10 protein-coding genes and 1 pseudogene are annotated in these 17,376 nt (G+C 44.2%); 7 read left to right on the top strand and 4 right to left on the bottom strand.

The window, feature by feature from the left end:
- Positions 1-28: 28 nt before the first annotated feature.
- Positions 29-5,147, top strand: a pseudogene (locus tag HMPREF3057_RS10120) (SIALI-17 repeat-containing surface protein).
- A gap of 69 nt (positions 5,148-5,216) precedes the next feature.
- Here the strand turns inward: HMPREF3057_RS10120 and mraY are convergent.
- Genes mraY through rsmH form a run of 4 tightly spaced genes read right to left on the bottom strand, consistent with a single transcriptional unit; the run spans position 5,217 to position 9,736 of the window.
- Positions 5,217-6,197, bottom strand: coding sequence for a phospho-N-acetylmuramoyl-pentapeptide-transferase (gene mraY, locus HMPREF3057_RS09675; protein ID WP_049505153.1), 981 nt, complete (start codon positions 6,195-6,197; stop codon positions 5,217-5,219).
- Between the two features lies 1 nt (position 6,198).
- Positions 6,199-8,454, bottom strand: a complete 2,256-nt coding sequence (gene pbp2X, locus HMPREF3057_RS09680) for a penicillin-binding protein PBP2X (RefSeq protein ID WP_070697432.1) — start codon at positions 8,452-8,454, stop codon at positions 6,199-6,201.
- Positions 8,455-8,457: 3 nt separating this feature from the next.
- Positions 8,458-8,775 carry a cell division protein FtsL gene (gene ftsL / locus HMPREF3057_RS09685; protein WP_070697434.1) on the bottom strand — a complete coding sequence of 106 codons (318 nt, stop codon included), beginning with the start codon at positions 8,773-8,775 and terminating at the stop codon, positions 8,458-8,460.
- Between the two features lie 10 nt (positions 8,776-8,785).
- Positions 8,786-9,736, bottom strand: coding sequence for a 16S rRNA (cytosine(1402)-N(4))-methyltransferase RsmH (gene rsmH / locus HMPREF3057_RS09690; protein ID WP_000159386.1), 951 nt, complete (start codon positions 9,734-9,736; stop codon positions 8,786-8,788).
- A gap of 162 nt (positions 9,737-9,898) precedes the next feature.
- Here rsmH and HMPREF3057_RS09695 point away from each other — a divergent pair, with 162 nt between their 5' ends.
- From HMPREF3057_RS09695 to HMPREF3057_RS09720, 6 genes are all read left to right on the top strand, one after another.
- On the top strand, positions 9,899-10,093 hold the full coding sequence (locus HMPREF3057_RS09695; protein ID WP_001082470.1) for a helix-turn-helix transcriptional regulator: 195 nt from the start codon (positions 9,899-9,901) through the stop codon (positions 10,091-10,093).
- 15 nt (positions 10,094-10,108) lie between these two features.
- Positions 10,109-10,651, top strand: a complete 543-nt coding sequence (locus HMPREF3057_RS10125; protein ID WP_083312834.1) for a DUF3278 domain-containing protein — start codon at positions 10,109-10,111, stop codon at positions 10,649-10,651.
- A 10-nt stretch (positions 10,652-10,661) separates the two neighbouring features.
- Positions 10,662-11,003: a hypothetical protein gene (locus tag HMPREF3057_RS09705; RefSeq protein ID WP_070697437.1), complete on the top strand. Its 342-nt coding sequence runs from the start codon at positions 10,662-10,664 to the stop codon at positions 11,001-11,003.
- A gap of 12 nt (positions 11,004-11,015) precedes the next feature.
- On the top strand, positions 11,016-11,594 hold the full coding sequence (locus tag HMPREF3057_RS09710) for a DUF3278 domain-containing protein (RefSeq protein ID WP_070697439.1): 579 nt from the start codon (positions 11,016-11,018) through the stop codon (positions 11,592-11,594).
- The gene (locus HMPREF3057_RS09715; protein WP_070697442.1) at positions 11,591-12,067 is read left to right on the top strand and encodes a glutathione peroxidase; all 477 of its coding nucleotides are present in this window, start codon (positions 11,591-11,593) and stop codon (positions 12,065-12,067) included. Before HMPREF3057_RS09710 ends, HMPREF3057_RS09715 begins: the two co-directional genes overlap by 4 nt.
- Before the next feature lie 341 nt (positions 12,068-12,408).
- A partial coding sequence (locus HMPREF3057_RS09720) for an alpha-L-fucosidase (RefSeq protein ID WP_070697444.1) occupies positions 12,409-17,376 on the top strand: 4,968 nt, incomplete at its 3' end.

A 17,376-nucleotide genomic window follows, 5' to 3' on the forward strand; every position in this document is an offset into this window, starting at 1 on the left:
GCGATTCCAAATACTAAAGGAGATTTCTATGGATAAAAGATTTTGGGAGAAATCCTGTCGCTATAGCATCCGCAAGCTGACTGTTGGGACTGCTTCTGTTTTACTGGGGGCTGTTTTTCTATCCAGTCATACAGTCTCAGCTGATGGTATTGAAGTGCAACAAAATGACCCAAGTATTGTAGAGACTACAACTAAACCTGATAGTGGATCAGAGCAGATTGAACCGACCGAGACCACTAAACCAGCTCTAGTTGAGACTCCAAGTTCCGAAAGCAAGCCAGCTGTGGAGACTCCGAAGACAAATAGTCAAGCTAGTGAAGAAGCCATTGTAGAAGCTAAAGCAAATAAGGAACCTGAAAAAGCAGATCAGCCCGTGACAAAGCAAGAAAACTATCAACTCAACTACAATCAACCAACACCCCCTTCCTATGATGGATGGGAAAAACAAGCTCTCCCAGTCGGAAATGGCGAGATGGGAGCCAAGGTCTTTGGTCTAATTGGTGAAGAAAGAATTCAGTACAACGAAAAGACTCTCTGGTCAGGAGGTCCCCAACCCGACAGTAGCGACTATAATGGAGGGAACTACAAGGATCGCTACAAGGTCTTGGCGGAGATTCGTAAAGCTCTAGAAGATGGAGACCGCCAAAAAGCCAAACAACTGGCTGAACAAAATCTAGTCGGACCAAACAACGCCCAATATGGTCGTTACCTAGCCTTTGGTGATATTTTTATGGTCTTCAATAACCAGAAAAAGGGGTTGGATACAGTAACAGATTATCACCGTGGTTTAGATATCACAGAAGCTACTACGACCACTTCTTACACCCAAGATGGGACGACCTTCAAACGCGAAACCTTCTCCAGCTATCCTGATGATGTCACTGTGACCCACTTGACCAAAAAGGAAACAAGACGCTTGACTTTACCCTTTGGAACAGCTTGACAGAGGACTTGCTTGCTAATGGTGACTACTCTTGGGAATATTCCAACTATAAGAACGGACATGTCACTACAGATGAACATGGGATCCTTCTAAAGGGGACTGTCAAAGATAACGGCCTTCAATTTGCATCCTATCTAGGAATTAAAACGGACGGAAAGGTGACTGTTCAGGACGAAACTCTAACCGTTACAGGCGCAAGTTATGCGACCCTCTATCTCAGTGCCAAGACTAACTTTGCTCAGAATCCAAAAACCAACTATCGAAAAGACATTGACCTCGAAAAAACAGTTAAAGGGATTGTCGAAGCAGCTAAGGCCAAAGACTACGAGACACTGAAAAGGCCCATATCAAGGACTATCAAAGTCTCTTTAACCGCGTTAAACTAAATCTAGGCGGAACCAAGACTACTCAAACGACAAAAGAGGCCCTTCAAGGCTATAACCCAGAAAAAGGGCAAAAATTGGAAGAACTCTTCTTCCAATATGGCCGATATCTACTCATCAGTTCGTCTCGTGATCGGACAGATGCTCTTCCTGCCAACCTCCAAGGAGTCTGGAACGCTGTAGACAATCCACCTTGGAACGCTGACTACCACCTCAATGTCAATTTGCAAATGAACTATTGGCCAGCTTACATGAGCAACCTTGCTGAAACTGCCAAGCCAATGATCAATTACATTGATGACATGCGCTATTATGGCCGTATCGCTGCCAAGGAATACGCAGGTATCGAATCCAAAGACGGACAAGAAAATGGTTGGCTGGTCCACACCCAGGCGACACCATTTGGCTGGACTACTCCAGGCTGGAATTACTATTGGGGTTGGTCTCCAGCAGCCAACGCTTGGATGATGCAGAATGTCTATGACTACTACAAATTCACCAAGGATGAGACCTATCTCAAAGAAAAGATCTATCCTATGTTGAAAGAGACTGCCAAGTTCTGGAACTCCTTCTTGCACTATGACCAGGCCAGTGACCGTTGGGTGTCTTCTCCATCCTACTCACCAGAACACGGTACCATCACCATCGGAAATACCTTTGACCAATCGCTAGTCTGGCAGCTATTCCACGACTACATGGAAGTTGCCAACCATCTGAATGTCGACAAAGACTTAGTCACAGAGGTCAAGGCTAAATTTGACAAACTTAAACCACTTCACATCAATAAAGAGGGCCGTATCAAAGAATGGTACGAAGAAGACAGTCCGCAATTCACCAATGAAGGGATTGAAAATCACCACCGCCACGTTTCCCATCTAGTTGGTCTCTTCCCAGGTACGCTCTTTAGCAAGGACCAGGCTGAATACCTAGAGGCTGCGCGTGCTACCTTGAATCACCGTGGAGATGGGGGGACTGGTTGGTCTAAGGCCAATAAAATCAACCTCTGGGCTCGTCTGCTGGACGGTAACCGTGCCCATCGCTTACTCGCTGAACAGCTCAAGTACTCAACTCTAGAAAACCTTTGGGATACCCACGCGCCTTTCCAAATCGACGGAAACTTTGGAGCGACCAGTGGGATGGCAGAAATGCTTCTCCAATCACACACTGGCTATATTGCACCATTGCCAGCCCTTCCAGATGCATGGAAAGACGGTCAAGTTTCTGGCTTGGTTGCCCGTGGTAACTTTGAAGTCAGCATGAAGTGGAAAGATAAAAACCTGCAAAGCTTGTCCTTCCTTTCAAATGTCGGTGGAGACCTGGTTGTAGATTATCCAAATATCGAAGCTAGCCAAATCAAGGTCAATGGCAAACCAGTCAAGGCAACGATCCTTAAAGATAATCGTATCCAGCTTGCAACGCAAAAAGGTGACGTCATTACCTTTGAACATTTCCCTGGCCGTGTGACCAGTCTGACAGCCGTTCGACAAAATGGAGTCACTGCCGAACTTACCTTCAACCAAGTAGAAGGCGCTACCCACTATGTCATCCAAAGACAAGTGAAAGACGAAACTGGCCAAACCTCTGCGACCAGAGAATTTGTAACCAATCAAACCCACTTTATTGACCGATCACTAAATCCTCAACTCGCCTATACTTATACTGTCAAGGCTATGCTGGGCGAAGTTTCCACACAAGTTTCTGAACAGGCCACTGTCGAAACCTATAGCGAGTTGATGGACGACCGAGATAGCCGCATCCAGTACGGAGCTGCCTTTGGAAACTGGGCAGACTCAGAATTATTTGGAGGAACAGAGAAATTTGCTGACCTTTCAAAAGGAGACTACACAGACGAAGATCTCACTGCTACCATTCCTTTCACTGGCGTTGGTATCGAAATCTATGGACTGAAATCGTCTGAACTAGGTCTTGCCACTGCTAAAATTGATGGCAAAGAAGTCGGGGAGCTTGACTTCCATACTGCTGGAGCAACTGAAAAAGGTAGTCTCATTGGTCGCTTCGCAGGACTATCTGACGGACCTCACACATTGACTCTTAGTGTTAAACGTGAGCACAAAGGACGTGGTAGTGAGCGCTCGAAAATTTCATTAGACTACTTCAAGATCCTAGCAGGAACAGGCAATACGATTGAAAAAATAGATGATCGCGATTCGCGCATCCAGTATGGTGCCCAGTTTAAGGACTGGTCTGACCCTGAACTCTACGGAGGTACGGAAAAATACGCTGATATTAACAACAGCGACTCTAGTGCAGCTTCAGAAGCTCAGGCAACTATTTCCTTTACAGGGACGGGTATTCGTATCTTTGGCTTAAAGAGCCTCGCTCTTGGACGAGCACGTGTTACACTAGATGGCAAAGAAATGCCAAGTCTAGACTTCTACACTTCAGGTGCAACTGAAAAGAGAGCTTTTATTGGCGAATTTACAAATCTCACTGACGGTCCGCATACCCTGACATTACAAGTTGATCCAGATTCGCCAGAAGGTCGCAAGAAAATCTCTCTAGACTCCTTTGATATCATCAAAGCTCCAGCTGTTGGTTTAGATAGCCCAAGTATCGCACCTCTTAAGGAAAATGACAAAACCATTTCCTTAAGCCTACCAGCTGGAGATTGGGAAGCCATCGCAGTGACCTTCCCAGGTGTCAAAGATCCTCTAGTTTTGCGTAAGGTGGATGAAACGCATCTGGTTACCAGTGGGGATCAGACTATCCTATCAATCCAAGACAATCAAGTTCAAATCCCAATCCCTGACGAAACCAATCGCAAAGCTGGAAATGCCATTGAAGCTTATACCATTCAAGGAAATACCACAAGCAGCCCTATCGTGGCCGTCTTTACTAAAAAGGATGAGAAAAAGGTTGACGAGAGTCAGCCAACTACAAGCAAGGGGGACGAGCCAGCTCCTACTGTTGACATTCCTGAATACACTGAGCCTATCGGGACTGCAGGGCAAGAAGTGCCACCCACTGTAGAAATTCCGGAATACACCGATCCTATCGGAACGGCGGGGCAAGAAGAGTCTCCTACTGTAGAAAAGCCTGAATACACCGATTCTATCGGGACCGTAGGACAGGATGAGCCTCCTACTGTAGATAAGCCTGAATACACCGAACCGATCGGAACAGCAGGTCAAGAGGAAGCACCTACTGTTGAAAAACCTGAATACACCAAACCTATCGGAACTAGTGGGGATCAGGCTGCTCCAAGCCTTAGCCTTCCTGACTATCCAGTTCAAGTCTTAAAAGATAAAAAGACTGGAGTAGAAATCATCGGTGGAGCCAGCGACTTAGAAGGAATTTCTCACGTTTCTAGCCGACGTGTCCTAGCTCAAGAACTCTTTGGCAAGACCTATGATGCTTACGACCTACAGCTTAAAAATCCAACCGATCATAGCTTGCAGCCAAAAGGCTCTGTCTTGGTTCGCTTGCCTATTTCAGCTAGCGTCGAAAATATCTACTACATCACTCCGACCAAGGAGTTGCAAGCCCTTGATTTCGACGTTCGAGACGGAAAGGTAGAATTCATCACTAATCATTTCAGTACCTATGCTGTCGTCTATCAAGCTACTGGAACAAGCTCTAACACTGAGGAAAAACCAAGTGCTTCAGATGAAGAAACCTTGGCACACGAGGCTGAACAACTTTCAGCTAGTCCGATCCTTGCGAAAGCTGGAAATCATTCTCCTAAAGAAGAACTTCCAGCAACAGGAGAAGCGTCCAACCCACTCCTCTTCATAGCAGGACTCAGCCTAGCCCTTACAGCCACTTTTATGTTAAAAGGAAGAAAGGATGACTCCAACTAACCTTTAAGCACACAAAAACAGGATGAAGATTCCCTTCATCCTGTTTTATTTTGTCATCAAAAGTTAGTTTTACAGTAGGTATAAAAAGGCTAGGGTCAAGAGACTTGCTAGGAGCCCAACTCCCCAAAAGAAGAAATCAACCTTCCACTCGCTCCAAGGATTGCCCTTACCTGAGAATCCTCCAAGCTCAAAATGATGATGCACAGGTGTCATACGGAAAATACGCTTTCCACCACTAAGTTTGAAGTAGGTAACCTGCATCATAACAGAGCTTGTCTCAAAGACATAGATAATCCCAATCAGTAAAAGGGTCCATTCTTGGTGGAGGGCCATGGAGATTGCTGCCAACATCCCACCTAGAGCCAAACTTCCCACATCTCCCATGAAAACCTTGGCAGGCTTGTGGTTAAAGACGAAGAAACCTAGCAAACCACCAATCATGGCTAGAATCACAAGAAGAATATCCAGTTGATTTTGCATATAAGCAATCACACCATAGGCAGACAGGCTAATCACCACGGAAATACTTGCTAAGCCGTCGATCCCGTCAGTCAGATTCACCGCATTTGAAAAGCCAACTAGCCAGAAAAGGGCAAAGAAAATATAGAAAATACCCAGATGTACTTGGTAGCCAAAGACTGAAAGCATATCGCCACCACGTTCATAAAAGAGGTAGAAAATCACTCCTCCAAGCAGCTGGAGAGCAAGTTTTTGCTTGGGATTTAAGCCTTCGTTGATTTTACGAAAGACCTTGAGGAAATCATCCAAAAAACCTACCAAACCATACAAAACCAAGATAAACAAAATCATGCCTACATTGTTGGTCAATTGTTGGGTAAAGAGAGCGACAAGGAAGCTCACAACAACTGCAACAATCAGGAAGACAAGACCTCCCATGGTTGGAGTCCCAGCTTTAGCTTGGTGTTGCTTGACATCCTCGTGCATCTGCTGTCCCGTAATCTGTGCTTTTCGATAAAATCGGATAAAGGCTGGAATACCTATCAAGGTCAATAGAAAGGCTAGAATTCCAGCACTAATGGAACTAATCATCTTAATCTCCTAAAGTTACTTTCATTTTTTTAATGTCTTTGAGGGCTGTATTGGCACGGACACTTTGTTTCTTGACCGTTTTGCCACTACCTTCCCACTCGACTTCTATATTCAGCCATTTGGCAAATGTTTGCACATTTTCATCTGTCCAGCCGTACATATCAGGCATTTCTTCGACCTTATCTGACAGGATCAAGATTTGCTGATTGGCTTCCAAATTATCTCCTTCAGAAACCGAGAGTTCCTTGATCTTGGTTCCTGTTCCGATAACGATTGGTTGGACAAGGTTGCGACGCAATTCCTCTGCTAGGTCACCCGGAGTAAAGTCCTTGGTAGCTGGCATGGCATAACTTGTCGTCTTGCTGACCTGATCCAAGCTCTTGGCAGTTGACTGAAGATTGAGGGATTCTTTCGTGGCAGAAGCTCGCTCAAGGATTGGGTTGGCAAACTCCCCAAGCTGAACACCTGAATAATGCTCTGGCTGTTGCACCGTTACATAGAGGATAAAGTCAGGATTTTCTGCAGGATGCATTGACACAACAGAGAAGATATAGTTGGTTTCACCTGTCAGGTAGCCCCCATTCTTCTCATCGGCAATCTGAGCAGTCCCGGATTTCAGAGCAACATTTTGCCCCGGAACATTGACATTCGGCTTTCCTGTGCTGTGGTTGTACATGGTACCGTAGACAGGATCTGTTCCGACCATGACCATGTGCTCCCGAGTAGAGGACGCTGCTGCTTTTGACACAGGATTTCCGACAATTTCCTTTTGAGACTTACGAACAGACTGGTCATTTGGATCATAGAGGGCACTGATAAATTTCGGTTCCAACATAACCCCATCGTTGGCAATAGCTGTAAAGGCACGAAGCATCTGGGTCTGGGTGACAGAGATCCCTTGTCCAAATGAACTCTGAGCAATATTGACAATGTTATCAGCAGGCAATTGGCCTGTGTACTCATCCGCCATACCAAAACGAGTCGGCACCCCAAACTTAAAGCGGTTAAGGTAGTCCAACCAAGTTGCATCCCCCATCTTTTGCTCAAGCAAGGTCATCCCGATATTACTTGAGTGGGCAAATCCTTGAGAGAAGGTCATAGTGCCACCACTGGTCAATCCTTCATTGACGTCCCAGTCTCGAATGGTCGCATCAGCTATTTTCAATTCGCTACTGTTAAAGTATTCGCCACCAGGGAAGGTATTGTTATCAATGGCTGAGGCCAACATCATCACCTTCATGGTCGATCCTGGCTCATAGTTACTTTGATAGAGGATATCACGCCAGACAAAGTCTTTTGTGATGCCATCCTTGGTATCGGCATTGAAGGTCGGCCGTTGAGTTGTAGCCAGGATTTCCCCTGTTTTAGCGCTGACCAAAGTAGCCGTCATATACTTGCCTTTTACCTTTTCCTGGAAGGCATCCATCTGCGTTTCCATAAAGGATTGTAAGGGACTAGAAAGGGTTGTGTATACATCCTTTCCATCTACCGTTTGTTGGGAAGCTTGATCTGTACCCGGAACAATATTTCCCAGACGATCCTTCTCATAGGTGATAATACCATCTGTACCTGCAAGAATGCTATTTAAAGAACTCTCCAACCCAGATGTCCCAATCAACCTTTTGGTGCCATCCTCATTTTCATGGAGTTGCGCTAAACCGATAAAGGAAGAAGCAAACTGTCCATTGGGATAACTACGGTTAGGACTAGTTGTGAAGTCAACTCCCTCAACGCCAGCAGTTTTGAGGTCATTTTTTATGGCCATCATATTGGCATAGGTGATCCCATTTCCCTTGGTCCCAAAGGATACCTGTTTTAGATCTGGTTGAGAAAGCTGTTCTTTGACATAAGACTCTTCCATATCCAGATACTTATGGAAAATCTCAGCCACCTTATTAAATTGAGAGTCCTCTACATAGAGAATTTTGCCTGTTGCTGACTTGTAGGTCTTGTCAATAACGGCATAGATATTATACGAAGTCGCATCCTCAGCAATAGGCGTTCCATTACGATCGTAGATGGTTCCCCGTTTTGCAGGAATCGTCTTGGTTGTTTGATGGACCTTGTTGGCTTCTTGAACCAAGTCCTTACCAAATTTTTTACCCGTTCCGATAATGACCGCAAAGTTGACCAAAAAGACAGCGAAGAGTATGACAGCCAATAAACTCAGGCTTTTCCCTACTCTTCGACGATTTTCTTCTGGAGATTTACGGTTACGAACGGCATAACGGATGATTTTTTCTTTCCACTGTTTCATTTCTTACTCCGCTGCTCGGATATTCTCGTTATTCAGCTGCAAATCCTTAGAGTTTGCAATTTCTTTCAAACGTTCTGAACGAATCAATTCATTGACCTCTTGCTTGGCATCATCTAGCTCGTTTTTCTTTTCTTCGATTTGAGCATTGACCTTGGTCAATTCATTCTGAACTTGTAATAGCTTGGTCTGCATGAACACAACGCTAATTGCCAGGATAATCATTGTTGCAGCAATCGAAACATAGAAGGCCCTTTCCACACGTGAAAAACCTTTAAACTTCGTTTGCAATAACTGGCTTGTTTTTTCGATTCTTTCTGCCATGTTTTTCCTCTTACTTGTGAATTTTTCTAGCCACGCGCAACTTGGCTGAATGCGAACGATTGTTGGCTTCTAGCTCTTCAGCACTTGGCAAGATTGGCTTGCGGGATACCAATTCCATCTTAGGCTTAAGGTCATCTGGAATGAAGGGCAAGCCTTTGGGAACTTCCACTGTTGAAGCTTCTTTGAATAATTGCTTGGTCAAACGGTCTTCCAGCGAATGGAAAGTAATGACCGAGATTCTCCCATCCAGAGCCAGCATGTCCATGGCCTGCTGGATGGATTCATCTGCTGCGCCCAGCTCATCATTGACTTCGATTCGGATAGCTTGGAAAATCTGCTTGGCAGGGTGTCCCTTTTTCTTGAGTTCCTTGGCAGGCTTGGCCGACTTGATAATCTCTGCCAACTCCGTCGTTGTCTCAATGGGTTTCACCTCACGCGCTTGCTCAATCTTACGAGCTATCTGTTTAGAAAACTTATCCTCACCATACTTGAAAAAGATCCGAACCAAGTCATGATAGTCATAATGATTGACCACCTCATAGGCCGTCAGACGAGCTTCCTGATTCATCCGCATATCCAGTGGCGCATCCTTTTTATAAGAAAAGCCACGTTCACGCTGATCTAGCTGAGGACTGGACACTCCCAAGTCATAACAAATTCCATCAATTTCCTGGACACCAGCCTCCTGCAAACGTGCCTGCAAATGACGGAAGTTATCCTTGATAAAGGTTACCATCCCCTTTTCGATATAGGGTGCCAACCGTTTTTGCGCATTGTCAATGGCATTCTGGTCCTGGTCAAAGGCATAGAGATGCCCTTTTTCGCTCAATTTACTTAATAAATATTCGCTATGGCCTGCTCCGCCCAAAGTCGCATCAACGTAGATACCGTCAGGTTTTACGTCAAGCATATCAATCGTTTCATGAAGCAAGACCGTTACATGATGAAATTCTTTTGTCATATCTTATCTATTTTACCACAAATCTGACCAGCTTGCACTTGTCAGACAAGGCTAAGTTTCTTCGAAAATAATTCTCAAAAATATGTCATATATACTTGACATCTCATCCCCAAAAGAATATAATGTAGTCAAATATATACGACATATCAGAAAGGAGACCCTATGAATCGTGTCAAAGAATTCCGCAAGGAACTGGGCATTTCCCAGCTCGAGCTCGCCAAAGATATCGGTGTCTCGAGACAGACCATCAACATGATTGAAAACGACAAGTACAATCCAACCCTGGAACTCTGTCTCAACCTCGCCCGCAGCCTCCAAACTGACCTCAATAGCCTCTTTTGGGAAGACGATTTTTAAAAAAGGAGCAAACAAATGAAAAAAGAAACTCTCACTGAAAAACTCATCAAACGCACATACGGCATTTCTGGCCCCCTTGACGAACACAAACGGCGCGAGGCCGATCGTATCGGGAATCAGGTCTTTATTGTCCTCTTTTATCTGATGACATTTGGCAACCTCATCCCCTTTGTCCTTGCTTATAAATACCCGCAAATTGTCGCTATCGGTTATCCTCTCGTGGTGTTTGGCATTTCGATGATGGCTGCCCTCTATGTGGTCTCTCAAACCAAGAAAACGGGCATCACAGCTATTGATCCCGAAATGCTGAGTAAAAAAGAAAGCAAACAGCTACATTTTCCTGGTCTAAAAGCCGGTCTGATCTATGGCATAGCGATATTTTTTATAATGCCACTCATCGATACCCTAACCAGTGAAAATTCAAATTTCATCAGTTCTCTTCTGAATTCAAAACATATTTTAAAAACTATACTGGGAGCGTTCTTTTTTGGACTGATGATACAAATTATCGTCTCTCTTCGCATTCGAAAAGCCAAGAAAGACCAAGAAGACGACTAGGAGGTTCCTTATGAAATCACTAGCTAGACTACTGATCAGTCATGTTTTTATCAGTATCTTTGTTACCTTTTTCCTACTTTCTGGACATATTGAGCATCCTTTCTTGATTATCTTTCTTTTATTCCTTCCTGTATTGAACAAGGGACAGAGATTCCAGAAAATCCAATCAAAAAAAATACATCTTCTAAACGCATCTCTCTGTTTTATCCTCGTATCCTTTCCACAACTTTTAACAAATCCTATGGATTGGAGATACCTGGTATTTCTAATAATCTGTATCATTTTTAGTTTGGTTTACTTCTATACTCTCTATCAACTCTTTAAAGAAGTCAATCAAAAATCGCTCATTTAGGAGATTACTCCCATGAAAAAAGAAGATTTCACCACTCGCTTACTCAAACTGTTCTTTCACATACAAGGTCCCTTTGATGAATGTCGCCAAGAGATAATCTACAGGGCTTGTTCCCGTGCCTTGATCCAAATCGTTTACTCCTCCCTCCTACTCTTCTTGTTCTATCTCCTATTTGGACGCTTCATAGAGTTGGTTCGAGATGCCACGCCCTACCTCTATTTTGGACTTATCTTCGTCCTCTCATCTAGGGCGAGACTAGCAGTTCGCAACTTAAATTTAGACAAGGATGACCCGTCCGAAATCCATCATAAAAGCTACAGCAAAAGCCAAATCAAAGTTCATAGTTGGGGTGTATTCATCAGTATTCCAATTAGCTTGTTTGTCTTATCAGCCTTTCACAAACTCTTTGTTCAGCATCTTCCACTCGATACCTTTTGGGATGACCTCTTCCAGTTCGATAAAATGCTACCTTTACTAGTCTTGGGTTTGGGAATTGGTGCCATCTTTGGAACCATGACCTATGCCTTTTTATCGGAACACGAGGTGAAACACTCTGAATCAGGAAGGCAGAAGGAGAATATAGAAAAATGACCAGTGTATATGATTTTTCTGTTTTGAACCAAAATAACCAAGCAACTCCCCTGGAGAGCTATCGTGGCAAGGTTCTCTTGATTGTCAACACTGCTACTGGATGTGGTTTAACGCCCCAGTACCAGGGGCTTCAAGAACTCTATGAACGATATCAAGATAAGGACTTTGAAATCCTAGATTTCCCTTGCAATCAGTTCATGGGACAAGCACCTGGCAGCGCAGAGGAAATCAATAGTTTCTGTAGCCTACACTATCAGACAACTTTCCCTCGCTTTGCCAAGATTAAGGTCAACGGCAAGGAGGCTGATCCTCTTTATGTTTGGCTAAAAGACCAGAAGTCTGGCCCGCTAGGAAAACGAATCGAATGGAATTTTGCTAAGTTTCTCATTGGCCGAGATGGGCAAGTCCTTGAGCGCTTCTCTTCCAAAACAGACCCCCAAACCATCCAAGAGTCTCTCCAAAAAATACTCTAATTTCTTTTTAAAACGTATCCTTTCATTTAGTTTGATCCCTGAAGGGTGCGTTTTTTCTTTAAAAAGTAACTGATTTTCTTTAATTTATATTTATTTTTTTGCTTTTTGCTATTGCAATTCTTTCATTAATTTAGTATATTTGTTATATTAAAAGTTTTCAGTCATTTTAAGGGAGAAATGACCTTTTAAATTTTTTTATCTTAAAATGAAAGCGCTTTATAAACAGGAGGTAAGGTGGCTTACAAATTATCAGAGAGTTTTTTCATTAAATCAAGTTGTAACCAAGTCAGACTTGGGCTTGGGCAGTAGCTGACTGCCTTTCTAAAAACTAGGAGTATATTATGAATCGATACCTTTTTGAAAAAGGGCAAACATTTAGCATTCGGAAGTTGACTGTAGGTGTGGCATCTGTTATCGTCGGACTGGCATTTTTTGCTTCTGGAACCGTGCGTGCAGACGAAACGTCTCCTGCCACAACATCCAATTTAGATCAGCAAATGAAACAAGTAGCAGATATAGAAGAGACCAAGGTTGAACCAGTCAAAGAAGAAGGCCGTGTAGAAGCTGAAAAACAAGAAACACCTGCTGCAGATACCAACAGTGCTGACTTGCTCCCTGAAGACATTCAGGACCGTGCCTATCCAGACACACCTGTCAAAGAACTCGATACGACTACTATCGTTGACCAGAAAGCTAGTCCAAAAGTAGAAACTAAGAGCATTCTAAAGGACAAGGAAGAAGCTCCAAAAGAAGCTGAGAACGGAAACCGTGCCATCATTAACGGTGGACAAGACCTCAAACACATCAACTACGAGGGACAACCTGCAACTGCTGCTACTATGGTTTACAGCACTTACAATGCAGGGGAACAACGCTACCTCGTTTCAGGCTCAGGTATCTTTGTAGCACCTAACCTGATCCTTACCGTTGCTCATAACTTCCTAGAGGCAAATAAAGAAACTGGCGAGGGTCACATTCGTGGTGGAAAATCTGCCCAGTTCTACTATAACGTTGGTTCAAACAGCGAAAAGAAAAACTCACTGCCATCTTCTGGAACTACGGTTTTATTCAGAGAAAAGGACATCCATTTCTGGAACAAGAAAGAGTTTGGAAAAGGTTATAAGAACGACCTTGCTCTTGTAGAAGCTCCTATTCCTCTTCCGATTGCTAGTCCAAACAAAGCAGCAACCTTTGCGCCTTTAGCGGAGCACAAGACACATCAGCCGGGAGAAGCCATCAGTACGATTGGCTACCCAACTGACTCGAGCTCAAAAGAACTGAAACAACCTATCCTAGCCGGTCAGCTTTACAAGGCAGATGGGACCATCCGATCTGTTGAGTCCTATGATGATAAGGGAACAACCGGTATTACCTATAAAACCACTTCTGTATCTGGTTTGTCTGGTGGCGGGATTGTCGATAGCCAAGGAAAAGTTCTGGGTGTCCATCAACACGGAACCGTTGACAATGGTGTCGCTGAAAAGGATCGCTTTGGTGGCGGACTCGTCCTTTCACCTGAACAACTGAAATGGGTTAAGGACATGATTGCCAAGTATGGTGTGAAAGGCTGGTACCAAGGTGATAACGGAAATCGTTACTACTTTACCGATGAAGGACGTATGCTTCGAAATGAGAAAGCTGTTATCGGAAGCAACGAATATTCCTTCAACCAAGATGGGATTGCTACCTTGACCAAGGGAGTTGAATACGGCCGTGTGGTTATCCAACACGAAGACGAAGAAGGAAATCCTGTCAAAGATAATGACACCTTTATCGAACAGACAGCTGTTGATTCGCCATTTGACTATAATTTCAAAAAAGAAATCGAGAAAACGGACTTCTACCAGAAGAATAAAGACAAATACGAAATTGTATCCATTGATGGCGTAGCAGTCAATAAACAGCTAAAAGATACATGGTCTGAAGATTACAATGTTGTCAGCAAAGCGCCTGCCGGTACACGTGTCATCAAGGTGGTCTATAAAGTCAACAAAGGCTCCTTCAAAGTTTACTACCGTCAAAAAGGAACCACTACTGAACTAGCGGAAGCGACAGTTGATAACAATGACGGCCAAGAGTATGACGTTTCCTTTGTCAACACCTTCCATGCAAAAGACATTGCTGGCTACCGTCCAGTCAAGGCTAGCCTGGAAGCAAGGATCCAGCAAAAAGGTGTTAATGAGATCGTCTTTGAATACGAGCCAGTCGCTGATACGACTAATCCTGCCACGCCGACTCCACCAGTGGCTCATCCAGAAGATAAAGAAACCGAAATTGGCAATCATGGACCTCTTCCAAGCAAGGCTCAGCTTGATTACCACAAGGAAGAATTGGCAGCCTTCATCCACTACGGAATGAACACCTATACCAATTCTGAATGGGGAAATGGGAAAGAAGACCCCCGGTACTTCAATCCAACCAACTTGGATACTGACCAGTGGATTCGTACTCTGAAGGAAACTGGCTTCAAACGAACCATTATGGTTGTTAAACACCACGACGGATTCGTTGCTTACCCTTCTAAGTACACCAACCATACCGTAGCTGCTAGCCCATGGAAAGATGGAAAGGGTGACCTTCTCGAAGAAGTTTCCAAATCTGCTAGCAAGTACGACATGAACATGGGTGTTTACCTATCACCATGGGATGCCAACCATCCAAAATACCATGTCGCAACCGAAAAAGAATACAACCAATACTATCTCAACCAGCTGAAAGAAATCCTTGGTAATCCAAAATACGGTAATAAAGGGAAATTTATCGAGGTTTGGATGGACGGTGCACGTGGTAGCGGTGCCCAAAAAGTAACCTATACCTTCGATGAATGGTTCAAATACATCAAAGAAGCTGAAGGAGATATTGCTATCTTCTCTGCTCAACCGACAAGCGTTCGCTGGATCGGAAATGAACGGGGTATCGCAGGTGACCCTGTATGGCATAAAGTTAAAAGAGCCAACATCACAGACGATGTGAAAAACGAATACCTCAACCATGGTGACCCAGATGGTGATATGTATTCTGTAGGGGAAGCTGATGTTTCGATCCGTTCGGGCTGGTTCTATCATGACAATCAACAGCCGAAATCACTCAAAGAGTTGATGGACATCTACTTCAAGTCCGTTGGTCGTGGAACCCCACTCCTTCTCAATATTCCACCAAATAAAGAAGGAAAATTCGCAGATGCGGATGTGGCTCGCTTGAAGGAATTCAAAGCAACCCTAGACCAAATGTATTCCACTGACTTTGCCAAAGGTGCCACCGTAACAGCAAGTTCGACTCGTCAAAACCACCTCTACAAGGAAAGCCACCTCACAGACGGTAAAGATGACACCAGCTGGGCGCTCTCAAATGATGCCACAACTGGTAGCTTTACAGTAGATTTGGGCCAAAAGAAACGCTTTGACGTCGTTGAACTCAAAGAAGACATCGCCAAAGGTCAACGTATCTCTGGTTTCAAGATTGAAGTTGAAATCAACGGTCGCTGGGTGACATACGGCGAAGGTTCGACCGTTGGTTACCGTCGCTTGGTTCAAGGCAAGCCTGTAGAAGCACAAAAAATCCGTGTAACCATCACCGGTGCTCAAGCAACCCCAATCTTAACCAACTTCTCAGTCTACAAGACACCAAGCAGCATTGAAAAAACAGATGGCTACCCTCTTGGACTGGAATACCACTCAAACACAACGGCAGATACAGCTGGAACAACTTGGTACAATGAATCTGAAGGGGTTCGTGGTACTTCTATGTGGACCAATCAAAAAGATGCCAAAGCAAGCTATACCTTCACAGGAACCAAGGCCTATGTCGTCTCTACAGTCGATCCTGGTCATGGAGAAATGTCCGTCTACGTTGATGGTCAAAAGGTTGCCGATGTCCAAACTAAGAATGCTAGCCGTAAACGCAGCCAAAAAGTCTTTGAGACAGGCGATTTAGCACCAGGCCAACACACTATTACTCTTGTAAATAAAACAGGCGAACCAATTGCTACAGAAGGAATCTACACCCTAAACAATGATAGTAAGGGGATGTTTGAACTCGAGTCTACCAACTACGAAGTCGAAAAAGGAAAACCAGTCACTGTTAAGATTAAGCGTGTTGGTGGAAGCAAGGGGACTGCTACTGTGCGCTTCATCACAGAACCTGGAACTGGAGTTCACGGTAAAGTTTACCAAGATACAACTCAAGATGTGACCTTTAAAGATGGAGAAACAGAAAAGACTGTGACCATCCCAACGATTGACTTTACAGAACAAGCCGACTCTGTCTTTGACTTCAAAGCCAAGCTCACTTCTGTCACTGATGGTGCCCTGCTCGGTTTTGCTACAGATGCAACCATTCAAGTGATGAAAGCTGAATTGCTAATCAAGGACCAAACAAACTATGATGATCAAGCTAGTCAGTTGGATTACAGTCCTGGATGGCACCATGAAACCAATTCGGCAGACAAGTACCAAAAAACGGAGTCTTGGGCTTCCTTTGGTCGCTTAACTGACGAGCAAAAGAAAAAGACAACTGTCACAGCCTACTTCTACGGTACTGGACTGGATATAAAGGGCTATGTTGATCCAAATCATGGTATCTACAAAGTCTTCCTAGACGGCAAAGAAGTTCCTTACCAAGATGGAATGGGAAATGCTTCAACTATTGATGGTAAGAAATACTTTAGCGGTCGTGCAGCCCAACGCCAAGGCAATCAAACTCTGGTTAGCTTAAAAGGTCTGGACGAAAACTTGCACGCAGTCACCCTTCAACTAGATCCTAATCGAAATGATTTGTCTCAAAATATCGGTATTCAGGTAGACCAATTCATCACTCGTGGCGAAGGTAGTGAACTCTACAGCAAGGCAGATATCATCCAGTCTATCTCAAAATGGAAAGATGATCTGTCCAACTTTGATCCAGCAGGCTTGAAAAATACGGCTACTGCACGCCAAGCTTTCCAAGCAAATCTAGAAAAATTGAGAAATCAACTCAGTGCTGATGCAGTGGATGTTCAAGAAGTCATGTTGACAGTCAGTGCCCTACAAGATATCCTATCCAAGGACGAGAACTATCAAAGAGGCCAAGAGGAACCTAGTCCAGAGCAACCGGAACAGCCAGAAGAACCTGAGAAACCTGACCAGCCTGAGCAACCAGCCGAACCAAAACAACCGGAAATTGAGTACGATAAGGCTATGGACAGCTTGACAAAAGCTATCGAGAAAAAAGTCGCTGAGCTTGGATCCAACAAGGAAGCTAAGAAGCAATTGCTAACAATTGCTGACCAAGCCATTGCTGCAATCCAAGAAGCTAAAACTCAGGAAGCAGTC

The organism is Streptococcus sp. HMSC072D05 (genome assembly GCF_001815805.1).
Taxonomy (GTDB): Bacteria; Bacillota; Bacilli; order Lactobacillales; family Streptococcaceae; genus Streptococcus.